The organism is Bacillus sp. FJAT-22090, from assembly GCF_001278755.1.
In the GTDB taxonomy this organism is placed as follows: Bacteria; Bacillota; Bacilli; order Bacillales_A; family Planococcaceae; genus Psychrobacillus.
The window spans coordinates 2,364,700-2,387,802 of sequence record NZ_CP012601.1 but is presented as its reverse complement, the minus strand read 5'-3'; the positions used below and the strand labels follow the sequence as shown (position 1 = coordinate 2,387,802).

The following is a 23,103-nucleotide window of genomic DNA, read 5'->3' as shown; positions in this document are numbered from 1 at the left end:
GGGATATAGGTTGAAAACAGTTGAAGAATTAGAAAACTTAATGACAGAACCATCTGCTGCATTGATTGAGGATATAGTCAAAATAGAAGGTAATATCCTAATTCTAGGAATTGGAGGGAAGATGGGGCCAACGCTTGCTGTGATGGCAAAAAGAGCGATCGACGAGGCTGGTATTGATAAAAAAGTAATCGGTGTTTCCCGTTTTTCATCTGGGACATTGAAAGAGGATTTAGAAAGAGCGGGAATCGAGACTATTGCCGCGGATTTACTGAACGAAGAAGAGTTAAAGCGACTACCTGTAGAGAAAAATGTGATTTATATGGCAGGTAATAAATTCGGGACTACTGGTAATGAGCATTATACATGGGCAATGAATGCTTATTTACCTGGTAGAGTAGCAGAACATTTTAAAGGTTCCAATATTGTTGCGTTTTCAACAGGGAACGTATATCCATTAGTGCCTGTATATTTTGGAGGGTGTGATGAACTTCATCCGGTTGCCCCAATTGGGGAATATGGCCAATCCTCTTTAGGTAGGGAAAGAGTTTTCACTTATTTTTCCCAAAAGGATCAAACACCTCTCACTATTTTTAGATTAAATTATGCAATTGATATGCGGTATGGAGTAATACTTGAAATCGCTAGATCCGTTTATAACGAAAAGCCGCTTGATATATCGATGGGACATGTAAATGTTATTTGGCAAGGGGATGCCAATGAATATGCGATTCGCTCGTTATTGTTGGCAAGTACGCCTCCAACTATTCTTAATGTAACTGGTCCAGAGACACTTTCCGTTAGATGGCTCGCTAACGAATTTGGTCGTCTGTTTGGTAAAAAGCCAGTCTTTGTTGGAGCAGAACAAGATAATGCACTGTTAAATAACGCAAGCAAAGCGCATAAATTATTTGGTTATCCGCGAGTTTCCATAAGAAAAATGATTGAATGGACAGCTGATTGGGTTGCGAATGATGGAGAGACGATTAATAAACCAACTCACTTCCAAGAGAGGAAGGGGGAGTTTTAATGGCATTAACACCTGAGTTAATTAAGCATTTGCATGATGGAGCATTTATTCCAGCTCATCCTCTAGCTTTGACTAGAGATAAGAAGCTGGATGAGAAGGCGCAGAGAAGATTGACAAGATACTATATGGAAGCTGGTGTAGGTGGAATTGCTGTCGGTGTTCATACGACTCAATTTGAAATTCGAGATCCTGCTTTTAATTTGTATGAAACGGTTCTTAGAGTTGCGATGGAAGAAGTAGAGAAAGCTCAATTACAACGCCCCTTCTTAAAAATTGCAGGTGTTTGCGGAGGCACTGAGCAAGCGTTAGAAGAAACAAAAATTGCTAAATCTCTTGGGTACGATATGGTATTATTAAGTAACGGCGGATTAAATGAATATTCTGAAAAGGAACTTTTGGAAAGAACGAAAGAAGTGGCAAATGAGTTGCCGGTGTTTGGATTCTATCTCCAACCAGCTGTAGGTGGCCGAGTTTTCAGTTATGATTTTTGGGAATCGTTTGCGGAAATACCAAACGTAGTAGGAATTAAGATTGCTCCATTCAATCGTTATCTTACTTTAGATGTATTACGTGCTGTGTGTGCTTCTTCCAGAAGAGATGAAATTGCGCTTTATACAGGAAATGACGATAATATTATTGCAGATTTATTTACGTCGTATGCTTTTGAACTAGAAGGTAAAATAGTAACTAAACAAATTGTTGGTGGACTTTTGGGGCATTGGTCCGTATGGACGCATGAAGCAGTAAAATTGTTTGAACAACAAAAACTTGCTCGTGAAAGCAATCAAGTCGATAAGAAATGGTTTACTATTGCTCAAAATGTAACAGATGCGAACGCTGCATTCTTTGATTCCAAAAATGATTTTAAAGGAAGCATTGCTGGAATCAATGAGGTTCTAAGAAGACAGGGACTTCTACAAGGAAATTGGTGTTTAATGGATCATGAAGTATTAAGTTCTGGTCAGTCAGAAGAAATTGACCGTGTCTATTCGACCTATCCCGAGTTAAATGACGATGAATTCGTTCAGTCTTATCTTAATAGGGAAAGTGAAATATAAAGAAAAAGGAAAAGACACATGATGAGATGTGTCTTTTCACGTTGGAGGCCAGGATGCTATGAAAACAAATATAACGGTTGGGGTAATTGGGCCACTTTGGATTCGCGAAACGCTCATAAGGTGCTTTGATCTCTTTCCTACCATTCAGCCTATTTATCGATTGTCGGATGTGCTAGAAGAAGCGAAAGATTTCACAATAGAACTTAGAGATAAGGTAGATTGTTTATTTTATTCGGGCAGAATACCGTACCTAGTTGCTAAAGAAGAAGTACCGATGGATATTCCCGCATTTTATATTCCTTTAAAGGGCTCCGGACTCTATCAAGCACTTTATAAATTGAAAGCTAAAAAGAATCTCACTCAAATAAGCTTTGATGGGATTCAAAATGAATATATAGAAATAGTAAAAAATAATCTAGAAGAAACATTTACTTATTGTAATTTTAAAGACATGGTCTCCAATGAAAATGTATATGATTTGCTTAATTATCATCTTGAAAACATAGCAAAAGATCCGGATACAGTTGTAATTACAAGTTTGAAATTAGTAAGTGAATCCTTGACAAATAAAAACGTTCTCAACGAATGGTTAAAGCCTTCAGAGGAAGATATTATTGTTGCAATCGAAAGAATGCTACTAGGAACGAACCAACGAAAACAAAAAGAGATGCAGATTATTATAGGGAGAATCTTTATAGAAAATACTGCTTCTCCCATCAATGATTTTATGACAGAGCATCAGCTACAAAAACGAAACCATGATATTTATCGGATGCTCCTTCATTTTGCAGAACAAATGAGTGGATATTTAACCGCTCTCAGCAGCAATGAATATTTGTTTGTAACGAATAGAGGAATTTTTGAGCGAATTACAGAAGGGTATAAGTTTTTGCCGATTGTAGATGAAGTAAAGAAGAAATTGGGTGTTCACTTATCCATTGGGATTGGATTTGGGTTTTCTGCCTTAGAGGCGGGTTCCCACGCAAGAGTAGCGCTTATTCAAGCCCAAGATAGTGGAGGATCTTGCTGCTTTATCGTGAGGGAAGACCGAAGTGTTTTTGGCCCGATCGATTTGATTGCCCCATTGAAATATCCATTAGCAATGACAGATCAATTATTAATAAACAAAGCCGAGATTATCGGTATGAGTGCAGCAAATATGGAGAAAACAATGGCATTAATAAAACGAAAAAAGAAAAACGAGTTCACAGCTCATGAACTTGCTTCCGTTTTAGGAATTACACCAAGGAGTGCCCACCGAATTATCCAGTCTTGGTTGGACGGCAAATTAATAGAAGTAATAGGTATGGAAAAAATATCAAGAAGAGGACGACCGCGACAAGTTTTCTCTCTTCTAAAAAGTGAGGAGAATACCGTATGAATATTGGGTTAATCGGGTTAGATACTTCTCATAGTGAGATTTTTACGAGATTACTGAATGATTCAAGTGACCCTCATCATGTCAAGGGTGCTAGAATAACTCATGCTATTCCTACCTTTTCTAAGGATTTGCCAATAAGTGCGGATAGATTCCCGCAGTATTTTGAATTAGTTACAACGAAGTATGGGGTAGTACCTGTTGATGATGTTGATGAATTTATGAATCTGGTCGATGCAGTAATTATTGGAACGGTTGATGGTAGAAATCATTTAGATTGGTTCAAGAAAGTTGTAGGTTATGGCAAACCGGTTTTTATTGATAAGCCCATTGTGATGAGCAGTACGGAGATGGAGGAAGTGATTAAGCTAAGTAAAGAGTTTAATACACATGTAATGAGCTCCTCTTCTTTAAGATTCTCAGAATCAGTTATGAAAGTGGCGACTAATAAAGATATTCTTAGCGGTTATTTCTTTGGGCCGACTCCATTGCAAGCGCAAATGCCTGGCTATTTCTGGTATGGAATTCATTTAGTAGAAATGGTTGTCACCCTCTTTGGAACAGCAGTGGAAGACATGGAACTGAAGTTTCTGCCAGATTGTGAGCAATTACATTTAACTTTTTCAAATGGCAATCACGTGATTATCCGTGGAGAAAACTCTTGGCATAATCGATTTGGAGCAGTACTTCATTCAAAAGAACACGTGTATACACTGAAACTCTGGGAAGAAGAAAAACCATACTATGCAGGATTACTTGAGCATGTCATTAAATTTTTTGAAACAGGGGTTACATCAGTTCCATTAGAAGAAACGGCCGAGATTATTCATATAATAGAAAGAATTAATCAACTAAAAGAAAATAGCTAGCTACATGCTAAAGAAAGGTCTCTTCAAGGGGCTTTTTTTAGTTTTGTCGCTTTGAGCAGGTGGTTTGTCGTGTTCGAGGGTTGGTTTGTCGCGCTTAAAGTGCAGTTTGTCGTGTTCAAGGCAGAGATTGTCTCGTTCAACCATTTTCTGGCATTATGTAAGACAAAATATGAGTAGAATCCTTTTCTGATTTCGGCTAAAGTTTTTTCATGATACGATGGAAGTATATGAAATAAAGAGTGGTAAGGAGGAATTTCATGTTTCTCGATAAAATGAAGAATGAACTAAAAGATCAACCTCTATTTATTGGCGAGGAGACAGCGATGCGGTTTGCAGTTTTGATTCCGCTTGTTCAAATAAATGACGAATGGCATGTTCTTTTTGAAGTGCGTTCAATGACGATGAGAAGTCAGCCAGGGGATATTAGCTTTCCAGGAGGGCGAATTGATCCAACAGATGCGTCTCCGTCAGACGCAGCCATTCGAGAAACACATGAAGAATTAGGTGTCGATCCAGCATCCATCCATGTTCTTGGACAATTGAGTGTCTATGTTCCAACCTCCTCGTTTATCGTCTATCCATTTGTAGCAACTATTGATCAACAAGAATATTCTCTTAACAAACAAGAAGTAGAGGAAACTTTCACGATACCAGTCAAATGGCTTTTAAACCATGAGCCTTACGTACATTATGTACCCGTGCAACCGATGCCACCAACTGATTTTCCTTATGATAAGATTGCTAATGGCAATCAGTATCAATGGAGAGCGAGAAAAATAGAGGAATGGTTCTATGACTATGAGCATTATACAATTTGGGGTTTAACGGCTAGGATATTAAAACATTTTATTGAAACGATTAAATAAAAATATACTTCACCTTTTTACTTTTACTGGATCAGGCAAAAATTATCTGTCAAATGCAAGGATAATTGGCTTAAAGTCGGATTTGTTTCATCTATTCCCATTATTAGATATACTGACTTTGAGTTTGGAAGTATTTAAAGTCAATGGGAGGAAACATGATGGGCGAAACATTATCAGGCAAAAATGCCATAATTACCGGTGCGGGTAGAGGAATTGGACGTGCAATTGCTCTTGCACTAGCTGCTGAAGGAGTCAATGTGGGTCTTCTTGCACAATCGGAAGCAACATTAGAGAATGTTGCGAAGGAAGTAGAAGCACTCGGTGTGAAAGCAACGTTTGCAACAGCAGATGTGTCATCAAATGATGAAGTGACCCAGGCGATCGAGTTATTAACGAGTGAATTGGGTCAGGTGGACATATTAATCAATAACGCAGGAATCGCGAAGTTTGGCAATTTCCTGGACTTGGAAGTTTCGGAATGGGAAAAAATCATTCAAGTGAACTTAATGGGTGTGTATTATGTGACACGTGCTGTTCTACCAGGAATGATCGAGCAGAAATCAGGCGATATCATTAATATCTCCTCTTCGGCTGGACAAAAGGGAGCACCCTTGACAAGTGCATACAGCGCTTCAAAATTCGGAGTGTTTGGGATAACAGAGTCATTGGCGATGGAAGTACGTAAGCATAATATTCGTGTGACAGCTTTAGCACCAAGTACTGTCGCAACAGATTTGGCTCTTGAAAATAAATTAACCGACGGCAATCCAGATAGAGTGATGCAACCGGAAGATATTGCAGAATTTATCGTTGCACAGTTGAAGCTGAACAAACGTATCTTTATTAAGGAAGCGGGACTTTGGTCAACGAATCCATAAATTCGATTTGAATAGAATAATAAACAATCAAGAGAGCATTTTAAGTAAATAAGTAAATAAGTAAATAAGAAAAAATCTTTATTCGACAGATCTGGACTTCCGTTTGTTAGAAACTATCTAACAACTGGAAGTTCAGTTTTTTTGATATAAGGGGTTACTTAGTCGAGTTCTATGTATAAACGTTTCGTTCGCATTTTAGATTGTCTTGTAGTAGTTATTTAAAGGAATAAAGGAATAAAGGAATAAAGGAAGTATTATTACAGGGTTGTTACTGGTGCCTGGCACCAGTAACAACCCTGTAATAATATCTGAAATCCACATAATGTAAATTTTATGGATAGAAATAACAAGGGATATTTTAACTATTTACATAAAATTAATAATATTTCGATTGTCGTAGATATTGATTTAGATTATCTTTAAATAGGGGTCTTATTATTCTGAAAATAGAGTAATAAGGTGAGAGTTGTACAACCAAAAACAGGAGGGGAATTATGAAGAAAAATACGATTAAAAAGTCAGTAGTGGCTGCGGCTCTTGCGACGTCTTTGTTGGCTTCTACGAATGTAGGATTTGCTAATAGCTCGATGCAAGGTTTAGCGGATCAGGCAAAAAAAGATATGAAAGCAGCTACTCATGGTTATGTAGTGTCTGCACAAAAGGGCAAACTAGCTACAAGTAAGGATTTATATCCTGCGCTAAACAAGGCGAAAGCAAATTACGAAAAAGCGAAAAATGCCATTTTTAATTCTAAAGAAAAAAATAAAGCTGCTTTGTTAGTAGATTTGAACAAACAATATAATGATAGTATTGCAAAAGGTCTTATTCCTTATATTGATGCTTATAATTATGCGGACAAGTATCTGAACCCAATTATGGCTGATATCAAGAAGGCTGAGGCTGAAAAAGATTGGGCAAAAGTAGAGAAATTATACCATCAACTTTCTTATCAATTAAAAGGTCGTACGGCTATTCTTTATAGAATTACAGGTAAAGCAGCAAGAGATTTATTGTTAGAGCATTACAAAAAACCAGCGGATTTAAAGCGTGATCAGTTACGAGTACCTGTAACTATTTATATGAAGGTAGTTCAAGCGGAAAAATTATTGGCAGCTGGTAAAAAAGAAGAAGCAGTAAAGGTTTTAGAAACAATGAAGCCATTGCTTGATAAATTACCTTCAACTAGCGCCCTGCCAATGGTGAAAGATTTACTTGAAAGAGTAGAGGCGGTACTGAAGGCAGCTGGTGTAGATTCAACTCCAAAGGGTGATACAGTTTCGTTACGTATTTTAGGTACATCTGATATTCACACAAATATCGTGAACTATGATTATTACAAAGATACAGTGTCTAATAGCCTTGGACTTGCTAAAACAGCTACATTAATCAAAAATGCACGTACGGAAAACAGTAATACCCTATTGTTTGATAACGGAGATGCAATTCAAGGTACTCCACTTGGTTCTTACAAGCAAGCGGTAGACAAGCTCGTTGACGGAGAAGAGCATCCATCTGTAACGGCGATGGAATTACTTAAATACGATGGCGCAACGTTTGGGAATCATGAATTCAACTATGGCCTTGATTATTTAGATGAAGTAACAGATGATGCGAACTTCCCTTATGTAAATGCAAATATCCGCGATGCAGCTACCAAAAAATTAGCTTATACACCATATGTATTAATTGACAAAGAAGTAGTTGATACAAAAGGTAAAAAATCAACGATTAAAGTAGGGGTTACTGGTATCGTACCTCCACAAATCTTGAAATGGGATAAATCTCATTTAGAAGGAAAATTAACGGTCGACGATTCTGTTCAAGCTGTAGAAGCGATCGTTCCTGAAATGCAAAAAGCTGGAGCAGACGTAATCGTTGTTCTATCTCACTCTGGTCTTGGCGATACGAAGCATGAAGTTGGAGAAGAAGACGTTACGTATTTATTGACAAAGGTTAAAGGTGTAAATGCGATTATTACTGGACATGCTCACCAAGTATTCCCTGGAAAAGTGGACGCTTCTTTAACGAATGTTGATGTAGCGAATGGAACGATCAATGGTGTTCCAGTTGTAATGCCAGGTAAATTCGGTAGCCATTTAGGTGTAATTGATTTAACACTTGAGAAAAAAGGAAATAAGTGGTCAGTAGCGACTTCTAAAGCAGAAGTTCGTACAATTGCGAAGGATGCTACAGACGTGGATCAAACTGTTGTAAATGCAGTGAAAGAAGCGCACGAAGGTACAATCAATTATGTTCGTAAAGCAGTTGGAACAACAACAGCAGACATTCATAGCTACTTCTCACAAGTGCAAGATGATCCATCCATCCAAATCGTAACAAACGCTCAAACAGTTTATGTAAAATCAAAACTGAAAGGTACGGCAAATGAAAACCTACCAGTGCTTTCTGCTGGTGCACCATTTAAAGCTGGAACTAGAAGTGATCCTGAATACTACACATTCGTTCCAAAAGGCGAATTGGCAATTAAAAACGTAGCGGATCTATACCTATATGACAATACACTTGCGACTGTTAAAGTAACAGGAGCAGACGTAAAAGAATGGTTGGAAATGTCAGCAGGTCAATTTAATCAAATTGATGCAGCAAAAACAGGTGAGCAACAGCTGATCAACGCTGATTTCCGCTCATACAACTATGACGTAATTGACGGCGTAACATATGAAATAGACGTTACACAACCTGCAAAATACGATGCAGATGGAAACCTGAAAAATGAAAGTGCATCTCGTATTAAAAACTTACAATACAATGGTAAACCAATTGATTTAAAACAAGAATTCATCGTTGCAACAAACAACTATCGCGCAAACGGAACATTCCCAGGAGTGCGTAATGCAACAGCTATCGAAATATATCCAGATGAAAACCGTCAAGCAATCATCGACTACATTCTAGCAGAGAAAACAATCGATCCAACTGCGGACGGCAACTGGAAATTCGCTACATTACCTGCTAATGCGAACGTAGTATTTGAATCATCGAAACAAGCTGAGAAAGTAATCCCTGCAGATGGTAATATCAAATACATTGGTGAAGGCACCGATGGATTTGGGAAGTATTCAATTAAATAAAGAGAAGCCTCTAAACCTTTTGATGGTTTAGAGGCTTTTGCTTTTCACGCTAAAGAATAAAACTTCCAATTAAAAGAATTTGTCCCGTTGGAACGGTGATTTGTCGTGTTCGAAGTGTTGTTTGTCTCGCTTACTAAAGAATTTGTCGCGTTTACAGCGTGGTCTGTCTCGTACAGCCATTTACTGGTAATGAATACTCGAAATAAAACCTATTTGACTCGTCGAATAGCATTTATCTTAGTAGAGACATAGTATATTCAGTTTTTCTAGATTTACCACTAACTATTAGATTATTATTTTTTAGTATCCTGGTGGCTTCGTGCTTGTCTTGTAAATGAAAGAATCTCCGGCATTCTTGATTGTTAATAGTATCTTTGTAAATTAGAAAGTAGTCTTTTAGAGTTTGTTCGTGTGCTAATTTGCTAAAATTTCTACACCTTGGACAAACACAGTTTCTGCTCACTTTTATCATGCCAATGAATGCACAAGCAGGACATTCTACTCCAGTGATAATATCTGACGGATCTATAGAATATTATCTGCTTAATGGAAAAGGGTTATATTCTCTGTTTTTGATTAGAATCCAATTCTTAATCTTGTCGAGTTCTTCATTGGTTAGGATAGAATTAGTTGTGTTTAATTCTCTAATAAAATTCCGAATTTCATTTGTTAATAAAAAAACTGTATCGACTGGAGCAGTTTTAACATAAGAGCTCGCAAATGCAAATGTGACTGCGCCGTAGATTGGGATTTTTATATTGTAGCTTTTAAAAAGTTGGGATAGTTGGTATTTGTATTCTTCGAGTTGGGGAATAGGGCTTTTAAAAGAATTTTTTTCACCATTCGTTTTTGTTCGAACTAGTATGCTCGGATTAGTGAGAATTTCAATTTCTCCAGAGATGTTTTTGACTTCTAAAATAAGTGCAAAGTTGGGGGAGATTATAAGGATATCAATTTGAAAACTAATTTCTGAGTAAAGATGGAGGTTGTGGAAAATATAAAAAATATGGGATAATTTCAGTTTTTCTAACTCTCTCATAACAGCCTTTTCACCGATATCACCAGCGACTTTTTGCATCATTTCGTCACGAATATAGTTATATTTGGGATGTGTTTTGCGTAGTCGTTTGGAGAAAGCAACAAGTGCATCTGCGTGTAGTGTATTTGCATATTGCTTCGCTATCAATAATGATCACCTCATCAGTAGATTAGCATAAAGGTGGGTAGGAATCTACTAATGGAATGAAAACTATGTGAAGTCTATTTTTCTCCTCGGAACTTTGATTTGTCGCGTTCAAGGTTATGTTTGTCATGCTCGCTCAATAAGTTGTCACGTTTACAGCATACTTTGTCTTGCATAGCCATTTACTGGTAACTCACACGATAAATAATAGCTCTTTACGTAGCAAAGAGTCCTAACCATTCATTATAGCCCGGAGCGAATAGCTTTTGTAACTTTAGACAGGTAGTTTGTCGTGTTCAAGGTTATCATTGTCTCGCTCGTTCTATAAGTTGTCTCGCTCACAGTCCATTCTGTCTCGAACAGCCATTAACTACCAAATTAATCTGTAAAACACAAAAAAGCCCTCTGCCTAAGCAAAGGACTCTCTCAATTATGATTTCTGCGTAGTACCTTCTAATTGCGTATGATTTTCCTGTTTAGCGGGTGAATCATTATTATCCCCAGGCAATGACTCTTCTGTTTCAGGTAATTTTTTCTTGTGTGATTTAGGGTATGCTTTTTTCGATTCTGATTTAGAGTTGTTGTCTTGTACGTTTTCATTGAAGTATTGAACGCTTGTCATAGCACCTTCTTCAACCATTCGATTGTCATCTGGATCCTGTGGGTCGGAGAAGCCTGTTTTCGTTGCTAAGTTTGGTTTAAATTTTTGAGAATCTATATAGGATTTTGCTTTAGTCTTTGTGTTTTTCATTTTTGTTTTCGAACTCTCTTTATTTATATACATAAGCGCAAAGGCAGTTATTCCACCTAATAGAAAAGCACGTTTACTTCCTCTTTCCATTTCCAACACTCCCTTTTTTGGTTTTCTATTATAATACCCACTTTTCTTTTAAAGAAAACCGCGACACCATAAAAGTTATTTCATAAATATTGGTTTTCTGAGTTTTCGAGGAGATTGTGTAGCTTGTTTGAGACTTTAATGGACATTAAGTAATAGTCCTTTCCTCTTAACTACATCATCCATAATACGGAAAATAGCATATAAGAAGTGAGCATTTTTTCTTTTTCAATGCTATTCAATGTGCTCATTATTGAAGATAGCTAAACATACAATATGAGAAAAAAGAACTTAGCTGAAAACAGTAATGAAAGCGTATACAATCATTTGTCAAAGGAGTATGAAATTGAATAGAAGAATAATAGAAGAAAATTCAATTCGACTAAATGTCTCGGCGAAAAACTGGGAAGAAGCAGTGAGGATTTGTGGGGAAGTGCTTGTGGAAACTGGCAAAGTAGAAATGACTTATGTCGAGGCAATGATAAATAATATTAAAGAGTATGGTCCCTATATATTAATAGCGCCTGGTGTTGCATTACCTCATGCTCGTCCAGAAGATGGTGTTAAAGAAGAAGGAATTTGTATTGTTCACTTACAAGATGAAGTAGCTTTTGAGCCTGGAAAAGAGTTTAAGGTATTAATTGGTCTAGCCGCTAGGGATAAAGAATCCCATCTAAATATTTTAAGGAAAATTGCGGAGGTGATTTCAGAAGAGAAAACGATAGAGCAACTAAAAAATGCAACAGGGCTACAGGAGGTTCTGACATTATTTAATGGAAAGGAGGAGCTGGAGCGATGAAAATATTAACTGTATGCGGAATGGGATTCGGATCGAGTATGATGTTGAAAATGACCATTGAAAAAATTCTAAAGGAAAAAGGTATTACAGCAGATGTAGAAACAGCCGACTTTACTACTGCATCTAGTACCTATGCAGACATAATTTTTACAAATGAAGAATTTGCCAGACAGCTGAATGATGGGAAAGTTAAAGTCGTTAGTATTAAAAACATTGCCGATGCCAATGAAGTGAGAGCTGGATTGGAGTCTGTGTTATAAAACAAATGAGAGGATGGAAGTATGGCTTTCTTTGAGTTCTTAATGAATGAGATTTTAAGCATTCCTGCGGTATTAGTTGGTTTGATTGTTTTCATTGGTCTTGTTTCTCAACGAGCTGCTTCTACAAAAGTTATGTCTGGTACTCTAAAAAGCATTATTGGCTTCCTTATTTTAGGAGCAGGTGCAGGGGTAATTGTAGGTTCTCTCGATTCGTTAGGAGGGATTATTAAAGAAGCCTTCGATATTCAGGGAGTAATCCCGAATAACGAAGCAGTTGTTGCTTTGGCACAGCAATTGTTTGGAGCGGAAACAGCACTCATTATGGGTTTTGGATTTATTGCTAATATTTTATTTGCTCGTTTTACTCCATGGAAATATATCTTTTTAACCGGTCATCACACATTCTTTATGGCGGCCTTATTATCAGCAGTTTTAGGAACAGCAGGACTAAACGGTGCAGCATTAGTTATTGTCGGTTCCTTGCTATTAGGATTTTTCATGGTCTTGATGCCAGCACTAGGGCAACCATTTATGAAGCAAGTGACAGGTAGTGACGACATTGCAATTGGACACTTCGGTACGTTTGGATATATTTCTGCTGCTCTAATTGGTAAGTGGTTTGGAAATAAAGAAAAGTCCACGGAAGATATCAAAATCTCCGAGAAATGGTCATTCTTAAAAGATTCATTAATTTCCACTGCTTTAACAATGGTAGCGATTTTTATTATTTTAGCTGTATTAGCTGGTTCGGATGTAGTGTCTAATTTCGCTGGTGATCAAAACTACATTATGTTCAGTATCATGCAAGGTATTACGTTTGCGGCTGGTTTAAGTATTATCTTACTCGGTGTACGTATGATTCTAAATGAAATCGTTCCTGCTTTCAAAGGAATTGCAGATAAGATTGTTCCTGGTGCAAAACCAGCTCTTGATGTGCCGATTGTCTTTCCGTATGCACCCACTGCAGTGATGATTGGTTTCCTTTTCAGTTTTGCTGGTGGGCTTATTAGTATGGCAGTTTTAGGCGTATTGTCCTTACCACTTATTATTCCGGGCCTTGTGCCTCACTTCTTCACTGGAGCAGGTGCTGGAGTATTTGGTAATGCGACGGGTGGTCGAGTTGGAGCTGCTGCTGGAGGTTTCGTTAATGGGGTCTTGATTAGTTTCTTGCCTGCCTTCTTATTACCAGTGTTGGGTGACCTTGGTTTTGCGAATACAACATTCGGTGATGCGGACTTTGGTGTAATTGGTATTATCATAGGATTCATTGCAAGTCTATTTAGCTAAAATATTATTGGTAGCCTTCTTTTTTATCCAATTAGAGGGCTACTTTTAACTTAATGAATACATAACTCCGGAAGGGGAAAATGAATTGAATAATTCTATCCAAACGGTCGACGAATTAAAAAGAACGGCAAATGAACTGAGAAAAAGAATTTTATTTACGGCTCATTATAAAAGACAGGGGCATGTAGGTGGGTCTCTTTCATGTGCTGATATTTTAACAGCTTTGTTTTTTAATCAGTTAGTTATTGACCCATCGAATCCTAAATGGGAGGATCGTGATCGATTTGTGTTATCAAAAGGACACACCGCACTTGGTCTTTACGGAATACTTTCGCTTAGAGGCTATATTCCAGAAGAGGAATTAAAAACTTTCGATCAATATGAATCTCGACTGCAAGCTCATCCGGATATGACTCGATTAGATGCGCTTGATATGTCTACTGGTTCACTAGGTCAAGGATTATCAACCGCAGTAGGAATGGCATTAGGCGCTAAAAGATTAAAAAAAGATTTTCATGTCTATTGTTTAATCGGTGATGGTGAGTCCCAAGAAGGCCAAATTTGGGAAGCGGCCAATATTGCTGAAAAGTACAACTTAGATAACCTTATTGTCGTGTTGGATCAAAACGGGCTTCAACAATATGGGTGGAAAAATGAAACGGATCGTAAGCCTCCTGAACAAAAGGCAAAAAGAAAATTTGATAGTTTTGGATTTGAAACATGGGAAGTAGATGGACATTCTATAGCGGATTTAGTGCAAGTTTTGACGGTTGCTAAGAAGAGCTCGAATGGACTCCCTAAAGCAATTATCGCGAATACGGTAAAAGGCAAAGGAGTCAGTTTCATGGAACATAATTATAATTGGCACTCAAAAGCACCAAATGATGAGGAGTACCGAATGGCTTTAACCGAACTAGAGGGAGGGTTCGACTAAGTATGTTATTAAGTGTAAGAGATCAATTTGGAAAGCACTTGGCTAAATTAGCGAACGAAGACTCAAAAGTTCTAGCATTAGATGGAGACCTTGGAAACTCTACTCGTCTTGATACAGTAGAAAAAGAAACAAATGATTCTTTTCTACAGATGGGGATTGCAGAACAAAATATGGTAGGGGTTGCGGCAGGGTTAGCATCCGTTGGACTTCAGCCATGGGTATGCAGCTTTGCCACTTTTCTAACAAAAAGAGCATTCGATCAAATTGTGGTTAGTGTTGCTCAAACAAATTTTGATGTGAAATTAGTAGGAAGTTATAGTGGACTACTGACAAGCAACACAGGCAAAACACATCATGCTTTAGATGATCTAGCAATGATGTCAACAATCCCGAACATGACGGTCCTGGCTCCTGGCGACGCCAATGAAACAATTGCTGCAATGAATGCCATGTATCAAACAAAAAGGCCAATCTACTTAAGATTAACACGAGATGAAACGATACCTGCTTTTTTAGCCGATTTGGATTTTGAGATTGGAAAGGGTAAAACACTTAGAGAAGGTACGGACATCTTAGTTGTAAGTACAGGGAGTATGACGTATCGAGTGTCTGAAGCGATTAAAAAAATCGATGGCGTTTCTATTGCGCATCAACATTTTCCAACGATAAAGCCGTTTGACAAAGAACTGTTATTGGAAGGTGCAAAAGCCGTGCACCTTGTTGTCACGGTGGAAGAACACTATATACGTGGGGGTTTAGGTAGCATTGTTTCGGAAATTTTATCAGAACACCTACCTAAAAAAGTATACAGAATTGGAGTTTCTGATGCGTTCTCTGGTTGTGGGACAGATGCTGAGTTATTAGAAGCACATGGACTTTCTAGTGGAAAAATAAAAGAACAAATCATCAGAAAGTGGAACGAGGGATTCAAATGAATTCAAGAAATATATCGTCCCTATCAAAGAAGAAATACACTCATATCTAGCAACTTAATTGCATACGATTCACTTACGGTATTCCAGATAGATATAAAACAAAACTAAGGGAAATTCTAACAGAATAAGGATTTTTTCTTCCCGTTCCGACATGTCGGAACGGTTTTTTCTTTGATTTCAAAGATTTTAGCGAAATAAAGTTTATATTCAGATAAAAGTGGGAAAAGGGGGTGTGTATTTCTATTTTTCTATTATTCTAGAGGAGGAGAATGGGTTGTTTAAAAAGAGAATATTATTATCACTTATTGCTGTGTGTTAATGACTTTTAAGTCCCTTCCTATCTCCTGATAACTTTCATTGCTTCCTAAATAACGTAATACCATATTGATTTTTTCTTCAGTTGTAATTCTAGCCATAAAAAACACCCCGCAAATGTTAGTTTAGTGTCTAACATTTATGGGGCAGTTCAGAAAATCTTCGTCTGCTTTTTTATTAAAACTATTTTTTAAGCTAAAATACATAGAAACACTTAATCCTTACCGTGTTTGCTCTGTTTCCTTAAAAATCTCCCCAGCAATCCCCATTGCCTGAACGGCTTTTGGAAAACCGACGTATCCAGCACAGTGCATGATGAGCTCGATAATTTCTTCTTTAGTTAGCCCAACATTTAGGGCTGCCTGTAAGTGAACTTTCAACTGATCGAACGCTCCCTGTGTGATAAGTGCTGTGAGTGTGATGACTTCTCGTTGTGCGTGGGAAAGTGTGTTTCTTCCGTAAAGATCTCCAAATCCGAAGGACACAATCATTTCCCAAAAGTCAGGTGAAATATTTTTGATTCCTGCCATGCCATTCCGTACTTCTTTGGAAAATAATTCTTCCATTGCATGTAAACCGGACTCGAATCGTTCGTTATTTTCCATCTTACTGCCTCCCCATAGTTGGTGGTATTTCGTTTTCATCAACTAATACTTCAATTACGATTGGTTTGTTTGTTTCTTCGATTCTATGTAATGCTTCTTTTATACAATCGGTTAACTCATATGGGTTATAACAAGTATATGCTTCCAGTCCCATCGATTCCGCAAAACGAGTTACATCGAGCGGAGTCTCATAAACACCACCGATAGATGTGCCAATCATTTTTTGCATTCCTTTTTCCACCATGTCGAGTCGTCCATTATTTAAAACGACGAACAGGACAGGGGAGTTATAATTGTACGCCGTTGAAAGTTCCGTACCGTGCATGAACATACAACCATCTCCAACTAAGCATACAATTGTTTCTTTAGGGGCTGCCAGTTTTGCGCCGATGGAATAGCCTATTCCGTTGCCCATTGCACCGAATATGTCATCAAAGAAGAAAGTCCCCGGCTTGTATATGTCAAAATGTTTGATACCGTAAAAAGAGTGACTCCCATCGTCTCCAAAAATAATCGCGTCATCTGGTAGTGCGTAACGCATTGCTCGTAACACTTGGACTGCGGACATGCGCTCTCCTGGATTATTATCTTCAAGCGGAATTGACTCGATTGGTGCTATAAATGCTTCGCTATCGGTTTTCGGTATATCTTTTAAAATAGCTGTTAGATTCGCTTTGATATCTCCTAGCACTGGAGTAGTTGGTACTTGGATTGATTTCCCGATAAAGGTCGGGTCATAATCGAAGTGAATAATGTGCTCTGGATACATCGCTTCCGATAATCCAGCGATGGACATATCACTTAGCTTTGAGCCGATGACTAGGAGTAGGTCAACATTCTCTTTTAAGTATGCGGTTGCTTCGTCGGTACCACCCAATCCGAATGCACCTAATGAAAGCGTATGATTGGAAGGAAAAACTCCTTTTCCTCCTGGTGTGGTAATGACAGGGATGTTCCAATGCTCTGCAAGGTGCTGAACTTCTTCATAGGCTTTACTCGAATGAACGCCCTTTCCTAGGAATAGAAGGGGACGTTTGGCCACATTCAGTTTATCGATTACTTCACTCGCTTTAGGTGAAATCATTTCATAGGATACTGGTAACTCTAGTTGGAATGGTTCAATCTCTTCTAATAAAATATCAAACGGGATGGACAGATGCACAGGTCCTTTTACACCCGATAGAGCTTTTTCCAGTGCATGCTGCAGGAACGGCTGTAGCATATCACCTCGTTCTACCCGTGCACTAAACTTCGTAACAGATCTAAACATATCTACAAGATCAGCACCGAATAGGCTAGAGTCCTGTCCCATTGCTTTTCCAGTATCTTTCATCGAAGGGTGTCCAGTAATGATTAATAGTGGTAGATTAGAAGCTTTTGCTTGGCCGGCAGCTGTAAGCAGGTTAGTCCCACCAGGTCCAGATGTACCAACTGCGACCCCGATTTTCTGATTCATCAAGGCATAGCCGGAAGCTTCAAACCCTGCGGCTGCTTCGTGTTTACTTAATACAAATTCCATTTCATGGTGTAATATCTCGAATAATATAGGGGATACTGCCTTTCCTGGAATGCCAAAAATATGATGAATTCCCCAATGTTTAAAATTTGATACTAATACAGATGAAGTAGTTTTCATGCTGTCATTCTCTCCCTATGATTAATGTTGTTCTATATAAATCTTCTCAATTTCATCCGCGGAAAGTGGTTTGCTAAAGAAATAACCTTGTGAGATATCACACTGATGAGTTTTCAGAAAATCAAGCTGTTCCTTTGTTTCCACACCTTCTGCGATTACTTCCTTATGAAGGTTATGTGCTAATGAGATAATTGCTTTTACGATGATGGCATCTTTCTCATTGTTCATTAATTCACTCACAAAGGATTTGTCGATCTTAATATAATCAATTGGAAAATTTTTAAGATAATTGAACGAGCTATAGCCTGTTCCAAAATCATCAATACTGATGCCAATACCGAGAGCTTTTAGTTGTTCCAATACTTGAATAGAGTAGTCGTACTCCATCGCCATATATTCGGTTATTTCCACGACTACATATGCCGGATCGATAGCTGTACGTTTCAATACATCTTCCATATATGGTATGAGATTTCCTGTAAGAAATTGCTGCGTGGATAGGTTAACGGACATTTTCACAGGTGTCATTCCAGCATCATGCCATTTTTTGTTTTGAGTACAGGCCTCATCGATGACCCACTCTCCAATTTGAGTAATCAATCCGTTTTCTTCTGCTAGTTTTATAAATTTTCCTGGAGGTATCAGACCTAACGTAGGATGCTGCCAACGAATTAGCGCTTCAAATCCAACCAATTTACCGGTGTCGTTATTAATCTGGGGCTGATAATAGAGAACAAACTCATTATTCTCCAATGCTCTTCTTAAATCGACCTCGAGCATGTATTCGTCCATCATTGCATCTAATAATTCGGAGGTATGAACGACATAGCGATTTTTCCCTTGAGATTTTGCCTGGTACATCGCATTATCGGCATAAACCATGAGCTGTTCCATTGTAATTGGATGGTTGGGATAAACCGCAACCCCGATACTCGCTGTCGTATGTAATTCTTTTCCGCTGACATGAAAAGGTTGCAGCAACAGTTGGAGTATCTCTTCCGCTTTTTTCGTGACATAATCCGGTTCAATAAAATCTTTCAGTAGGAAAATAAATTCATCGCCACCCATTCGAGCGAGCATATCCTTTTCCCCAAGACAACCACTCAAACGTTTACTTACCTCGATCAGGAGTTTATCCCCGTATGAATGATTAAAGTTATCATTAATGATTTTAAAACGATCCAGGTCTATAAATAAAAGGGCTAAAGTTCTATTGCGACCAGCGTTTAGTTCCTTAATAATGGATTCTATTTCCTTATTTATATATCGTCTGTTTGGTAGATTTGTTAAATCATCATGATAGGCTAAGTAGTTATACTTCTCCTGCAGTATGTAACGATCTGAGATGTCCCTAAACTGACCAAAGGCTCCAATCATATTGTCTTCTTCATATATGGGCTGTGCATCGAACAGGCAGACAATGAGGTTGCCCGCGTCATCTTTAAATTTTATTTCTTCATTTTTAAATATCTTTTTCTGTTCAAGCACTTCTTTAAAATATTCGCCCGTTAGATCCGATTCGAGAATATTTCTTCCGACTACCGAATCTCTACTAATATTCGAAATTTTTTGGGCAAAGCTATTAAACTCGGTAGTGATCCCTTTCTCATCTGTAATAACAATTCCGTTTCTTGTTCTACTTAACATAATCTGATTCATAATATTAAGCTTCTTATTTTGTTTTCTTAATAATAATTCTCTTTCGATTGAGTCAACTGCCTGGGTTAGCATCGTTAAGAAAAGTTCATTCTGAAACTGGATAGGCATCATGATACATACACTACCAAGCAAGTTATTTTCATCGGTATAGTGAAATGCAGTCCCATAACAAGCAATGTCATGAAGAAACGTATGATAATGTTGTTCTCCAATAATACTGATCGGATGCTTTTGTTGCAACGATAGACTAATAACATTCGTACCTGTATCTTCTTGGGTGAATAGACTGCCAGACTTGATACCGAATTGTTCAATGGTAGACTTTATCGTTTCATCTCCTTCAATTTCAAGAAGGTAACCAGTTGCATCCGAAACAACAACAAGTATCGGAGTACCTTTTAAGGAATCCAGTAGCTTATTCGAGAAAAAACTCACAACTGAAAGTATTTCGCTATAATATTTTCTTTTCTGTTCAAACTCTACTTCGCTTAAAAAGGTCTTTGGTCTTGATACCACATTCGGATCCATCCCGGCCTCTATACACTTTCTCTTAGATTCTGTAATGTAGTTCGGTTCCTTCGTTTTCATGTTTTCCTCCTTAAACCTTTATATATAATTTATACCCTTAGTCTAAAAGAGTTGATATTTTTTATAGTAAAAAGGAATTCGTTTCCGCTCTGGTTAATTTAATACAAAATGACCGACCGATAGAAAGAATTCCCAATGGTACTAACTTTACCGCAAAACATTGTTAAATTCAATGTCAGAGGAAACGAGTAGAAGGTTCTCCTGTCCCCTGACATCTATGGCCAGAATTCAATAAGAATCTGGAAGTTCAAAGGATTTCTTCAGTTGTGTTTCAAATAACTAATAGTGTAGTCTGTGAAAAAAGAATCTCATTTTTGGTATAATTTTGATGTTAAGAGAGGACTATTACTTCGAAAATGGCAGAGGCAATTACTAGATGCTTATACTGATTATAGAGGAAGAAATCTCTAAATTAACTAGATTGATGCAAGAATGCTAAGGAAGCAGTTATTGTGATGATTATCGGGGAGTTAAAGGCAGGGAAACAACTTTTATTAATGCCTTCTTGTGAGAAGCTTGTCAATTCTGCTGTTGGAAGTAGGGGGAGCAGCACCAGTTCACAGATTGAAAGCTAAAAGCCGTCGAAATTGTATTTTCGACGGCTCTTTTTTGAATAGAAAATGACTTTTTATTAGTTAAAATTGTTTTTGTACTTCAATAATTTTGTAGCTTCCATTGTCTGTTTTAAGCAATGTAATTGTGTACTTATGATCATCTACGAGGCCATCATATTTTTGGTGCTCACTGATTTTCACAAGATTGGACACACCTTTTATGTTGTTTTTATCTACAGTTGGCGCTTGGTAGTGGGTGATAGATGTTTTATCCGTCCATGTTAAGGTACTCACTACAAAGTAATTAGAGTTAATGTTATCCGTGTTTTGTGGAAAGTAATAATGTGTTTCACCATCAATTTCTTTTTTCAACATACTGTTAGAAATAAATCGTGATGTAAACTCTTCAGCGAAATGAGGGCTGAAAAGTGTCATAATCTCTTGTTTTGTATGGTAGCCACTTATCGTGCTTACTTGTTTTGCTGCAGCTTCTTGGAAAAGCTTTTTAAAGGATAAGATTTCAAGTTTTCTCTTAGAAGGTGTTTCGTATTTGATCTTCGCATTTTTTTGTACAAAGCTTCCCGCACCTACACCATATAATCCATTTAAATTAGATTTGTAGCTGTAGACTCGGTATTCGTCGCCTTTTTTCAATGTACGAACAGTTGTAAGGGTACCATCAGATGCAAGTTTAACTAAAGGAGTATCTTGTAACACTGTCACTTTACCAATTTGTCCAATTTTTAATTCTGTTTTGCCCCACATTATTTTTGAAGGCGTCGCTGCACTTGCTGAACCAACAGATGCAATAGACAATGAAACTAATAGGACTGTTAATGCGACGATTTTCAATAAATTTTTCACTATATATCTCTCCTTTACGTTTAGTAAGTGAGCAACTATCATAACATGCTATTTTGGTAAATTATAGATTAAAAGGAACTAAAAAGTATGGCAGGGGGGGTGTCTAATGGGGGAGAGAAAGTATTGCTATATATAGTAGAGTGTTGGCCAAAGAGTTTCAAAGGAATACTAACTTAGTAGAATTCTGCTGTTTGTCGTGTTCAAGTGTTTTTGCTGTTTATTTTAAAAGGTATATAAAGATGTTTGTCGAATCTTGCATTAGAGAATATAAAATTGAACAAGTTCTGATGTGGTAGATTGATTAGTATTTATCCAGCGTTGAAAGCAGCAAGGATGAATCCGAGTAAAGCTTTGAGGTTTGAATAATCGAGCTATGACAATGAGCGAATTCTATATTGAAAATTAGAAAGTAATAAGCAGTCCAAGTAAATATTTTCAGCTGCTAATCTTTTAGTATCCTTCAATTGCAAAGTATCTTTTTGAATTTAATAAAATCAAAGCTACGCTTAAATAAGGATGGGTTAAATGAAGAAATGATTTGCTATTAACTACATAGTAATTTTAGAAAATCCAAATATGAGGTGATTTGTTTGGAAATGAAATACTTAGGGCTAGAAATCAGTAAACTTAGAGCTGAATTGGGAATGTCTCAAAAGGAGCTTGCAAAAGATATTTGTACTCAGTCTACAATTAGCCGAATTGAGGCAGGTGAAGTTTATCCTGCAATAGATACTTTATTAAAAATTGCATTAAAGCTACGGATCCCTGTTGAATATTTAATTGAAATGCTATTTTATAAGAACGTATTGGAGAGTGAAAGACTAATAAAAGATATTGAGTTTCACTTAAAAGAGCATGACTATAAAAAGATAATTTCAATTATAAATAAAAATGAAATATCTTCGGAAAATATTTGGTTAAATTTTTATTTAGATTATCTTTTACAAACAGCTCATTATAAATTAAAAATGATTTCTCCAGAAGAATGTATCACCAATTTGAAGAATATTTTAATTTCATCCAATCAAACTACCATCCAGTTCCGTTTTTTGCATATAAAAATTAACAATACGATTGCCAACGTATACGCAGAAAACGGTGAAGCTATCAAAAGCTTATATTACTATAATAAACTCCTTAATGAACATATTCATAAAAATTATAATGATTATAAGATTTATGAAACGCTTATTACAGTACTATATAACAAGTGTAAAGTACTGTATGACATAAATAATATTGAAGGAGCACTTGATACTGCAAATCAAGGAATAAGCAAATCCAAAGAAACAGGTATTATCAGCTTAGCTGGACAATTCTTATATTATAAAGGGCAATGCTTAGAAAAAATGGATTTTCCCTTTAAAGAAATAAAAGAAGTATACACGCAAGCTTTGTCTTTATTTGAATTTATGGAATTTCCTTTTTATATTAAAGCTATTAAGGAAAATAAAAAGCAGTACTTAAAGTAAGTTTAA

The 23,103-nt window shown here is 37.1% G+C and carries 19 protein-coding genes; 13 read left to right on the top strand and 6 right to left on the bottom strand.

The window, feature by feature from the left end:
- The first annotated feature begins 10 nt into the window (after positions 1–10).
- The 7 genes from AM499_RS12015 to AM499_RS11985 all read left to right on the top strand — a co-directional run bounded on the left by AM499_RS12015 (position 11) and on the right by AM499_RS11985 (position 9,168).
- A complete protein-coding gene (locus AM499_RS12015; RefSeq protein ID WP_053590444.1) occupies positions 11–1,027 on the top strand; it encodes an NAD-dependent epimerase/dehydratase family protein in 1,017 nt (338 codons plus the stop codon).
- Entirely contained in the window at positions 1,027–2,085 is a 1,059-nt protein-coding gene (locus AM499_RS12010; RefSeq protein ID WP_053590443.1) for a dihydrodipicolinate synthase family protein, read from the top strand. The genes AM499_RS12015 and AM499_RS12010 overlap by 1 nt, the downstream gene beginning before the upstream one ends.
- Before the next feature lie 58 nt (positions 2,086–2,143).
- Complete coding sequence (locus tag AM499_RS12005) at positions 2,144–3,466, top strand: GGDEF domain-containing protein (RefSeq protein WP_053590442.1); 1,323 nt, start codon at positions 2,144–2,146, stop codon at positions 3,464–3,466.
- Entirely contained in the window at positions 3,463–4,332 is an 870-nt protein-coding gene (locus AM499_RS12000) for a Gfo/Idh/MocA family oxidoreductase (RefSeq protein ID WP_053590441.1), read from the top strand. Before AM499_RS12005 ends, AM499_RS12000 begins: the two co-directional genes overlap by 4 nt.
- A gap of 257 nt (positions 4,333–4,589) precedes the next feature.
- On the top strand, positions 4,590–5,198 hold the full coding sequence (locus tag AM499_RS11995) for an NUDIX hydrolase (protein ID WP_053590440.1): 609 nt from the start codon (positions 4,590–4,592) through the stop codon (positions 5,196–5,198).
- 158 nt (positions 5,199–5,356) lie between these two features.
- On the top strand, positions 5,357–6,076 hold the full coding sequence (locus AM499_RS11990) for a 3-ketoacyl-ACP reductase (protein WP_053590439.1): 720 nt from the start codon (positions 5,357–5,359) through the stop codon (positions 6,074–6,076).
- Between the two features lie 494 nt (positions 6,077–6,570).
- Positions 6,571–9,168 carry a bifunctional 2',3'-cyclic-nucleotide 2'-phosphodiesterase/3'-nucleotidase gene (locus AM499_RS11985; RefSeq protein ID WP_197275552.1) on the top strand — a complete coding sequence of 866 codons (2,598 nt, stop codon included), beginning with the start codon at positions 6,571–6,573 and terminating at the stop codon, positions 9,166–9,168.
- Positions 9,169–9,703: 535 nt separating this feature from the next.
- On the opposite strand, the gene AM499_RS11980 is transcribed toward AM499_RS11985, so the two are convergent.
- Together AM499_RS11980 and AM499_RS11975 are read right to left on the bottom strand one after the other, a co-directional pair.
- A complete protein-coding gene (locus tag AM499_RS11980) occupies positions 9,704–10,354 on the bottom strand; it encodes a nuclease-related domain-containing protein (RefSeq protein ID WP_053590438.1) in 651 nt (216 codons plus the stop codon).
- A 427-nt stretch (positions 10,355–10,781) separates the two neighbouring features.
- Positions 10,782–11,192: a hypothetical protein gene (locus tag AM499_RS11975; protein ID WP_053590437.1), complete on the bottom strand. Its 411-nt coding sequence runs from the start codon at positions 11,190–11,192 to the stop codon at positions 10,782–10,784.
- Between the two features lie 343 nt (positions 11,193–11,535).
- Here AM499_RS11975 and AM499_RS11970 point away from each other — a divergent pair, with 343 nt between their 5' ends.
- The 5 genes from AM499_RS11970 (at position 11,536) to AM499_RS11950 (ending at position 15,404) form a co-directional block, all read left to right on the top strand.
- Complete coding sequence (locus AM499_RS11970; protein WP_053590436.1) at positions 11,536–11,988, top strand: PTS mannitol transporter subunit IIA; 453 nt, start codon at positions 11,536–11,538, stop codon at positions 11,986–11,988.
- A complete protein-coding gene (locus AM499_RS11965) occupies positions 11,985–12,248 on the top strand; it encodes a PTS sugar transporter subunit IIB (protein WP_053590435.1) in 264 nt (87 codons plus the stop codon). The genes AM499_RS11970 and AM499_RS11965 overlap by 4 nt, the downstream gene beginning before the upstream one ends.
- Before the next feature lie 21 nt (positions 12,249–12,269).
- Entirely contained in the window at positions 12,270–13,535 is a 1,266-nt protein-coding gene (locus AM499_RS11960) for a PTS ascorbate transporter subunit IIC (protein ID WP_053590434.1), read from the top strand.
- 85 nt (positions 13,536–13,620) lie between these two features.
- On the top strand, positions 13,621–14,469 hold the full coding sequence (locus AM499_RS11955) for a transketolase (RefSeq protein ID WP_053590433.1): 849 nt from the start codon (positions 13,621–13,623) through the stop codon (positions 14,467–14,469).
- A 2-nt stretch (positions 14,470–14,471) separates the two neighbouring features.
- Positions 14,472–15,404 carry a transketolase family protein gene (locus tag AM499_RS11950; protein ID WP_053590432.1) on the top strand — a complete coding sequence of 311 codons (933 nt, stop codon included), beginning with the start codon at positions 14,472–14,474 and terminating at the stop codon, positions 15,402–15,404.
- 536 nt (positions 15,405–15,940) lie between these two features.
- On the opposite strand, the gene AM499_RS11945 is transcribed toward AM499_RS11950, so the two are convergent.
- The 4 genes from AM499_RS11945 to AM499_RS11930 form a co-directional block, all read right to left on the bottom strand.
- Entirely contained in the window at positions 15,941–16,324 is a 384-nt protein-coding gene (locus AM499_RS11945) for a carboxymuconolactone decarboxylase family protein (protein WP_053590431.1), read from the bottom strand.
- A gap of 1 nt (position 16,325) precedes the next feature.
- The gene (locus AM499_RS11940; protein ID WP_053590430.1) at positions 16,326–17,960 is read right to left on the bottom strand and encodes a thiamine pyrophosphate-binding protein; all 1,635 of its coding nucleotides are present in this window, start codon (positions 17,958–17,960) and stop codon (positions 16,326–16,328) included.
- 21 nt (positions 17,961–17,981) lie between these two features.
- A complete protein-coding gene (locus AM499_RS11935; protein ID WP_053590429.1) occupies positions 17,982–20,207 on the bottom strand; it encodes an EAL domain-containing protein in 2,226 nt (741 codons plus the stop codon).
- Between the two features lie 635 nt (positions 20,208–20,842).
- Positions 20,843–21,625, bottom strand: coding sequence for a DUF3993 domain-containing protein (locus AM499_RS11930; protein WP_053590428.1), 783 nt, complete (start codon positions 21,623–21,625; stop codon positions 20,843–20,845).
- A 596-nt stretch (positions 21,626–22,221) separates the two neighbouring features.
- On the opposite strand from AM499_RS11930, the gene AM499_RS11925 reads away from it, so the two are divergent.
- Positions 22,222–23,097 (top strand): helix-turn-helix domain-containing protein, encoded by an 876-nt coding sequence (locus AM499_RS11925; RefSeq protein WP_231687574.1) that lies wholly within the window; start codon positions 22,222–22,224, stop codon positions 23,095–23,097.
- Positions 23,098–23,103 lie beyond the last annotated feature (6 nt).

Excerpts from the sequence above, each read along its gene's own strand:
- AM499_RS11995 (WP_053590440.1), top strand. The coding sequence starts at position 4,590 with ATGTTTCTCGATAAAATGAAGAATGAACTAAAAGATCAACCTCTATTT.
- AM499_RS11945 (WP_053590431.1), bottom strand. The coding sequence starts at position 16,324 with ATGGAAAATAACGAACGATTCGAGTCCGGTTTACATGCAATGGAAGAA.
- AM499_RS12010 (WP_053590443.1), top strand. The coding sequence starts at position 1,027 with ATGGCATTAACACCTGAGTTAATTAAGCATTTGCATGATGGAGCATTT.
- AM499_RS11940 (WP_053590430.1), bottom strand. The coding sequence starts at position 17,960 with ATGAAAACTACTTCATCTGTATTAGTATCAAATTTTAAACATTGGGGA.
- AM499_RS12000 (WP_053590441.1), top strand. The coding sequence starts at position 3,463 with ATGAATATTGGGTTAATCGGGTTAGATACTTCTCATAGTGAGATTTTT.
- AM499_RS11950 (WP_053590432.1), top strand. The coding sequence starts at position 14,472 with ATGTTATTAAGTGTAAGAGATCAATTTGGAAAGCACTTGGCTAAATTA.
- AM499_RS11960 (WP_053590434.1), top strand. The coding sequence starts at position 12,270 with ATGGCTTTCTTTGAGTTCTTAATGAATGAGATTTTAAGCATTCCTGCG.
- AM499_RS11975 (WP_053590437.1), bottom strand. The coding sequence starts at position 11,192 with ATGGAAAGAGGAAGTAAACGTGCTTTTCTATTAGGTGGAATAACTGCC.
- AM499_RS12005 (WP_053590442.1), top strand. The coding sequence starts at position 2,144 with ATGAAAACAAATATAACGGTTGGGGTAATTGGGCCACTTTGGATTCGC.
- AM499_RS11965 (WP_053590435.1), top strand. The coding sequence starts at position 11,985 with ATGAAAATATTAACTGTATGCGGAATGGGATTCGGATCGAGTATGATG.
- AM499_RS11925 (WP_231687574.1), top strand. The coding sequence starts at position 22,222 with ATGAAATACTTAGGGCTAGAAATCAGTAAACTTAGAGCTGAATTGGGA.
- AM499_RS11985 (WP_197275552.1), top strand. The coding sequence starts at position 6,571 with ATGAAGAAAAATACGATTAAAAAGTCAGTAGTGGCTGCGGCTCTTGCG.
- AM499_RS11935 (WP_053590429.1), bottom strand. The coding sequence starts at position 20,207 with ATGAAAACGAAGGAACCGAACTACATTACAGAATCTAAGAGAAAGTGT.
- AM499_RS11990 (WP_053590439.1), top strand. The coding sequence starts at position 5,357 with ATGGGCGAAACATTATCAGGCAAAAATGCCATAATTACCGGTGCGGGT.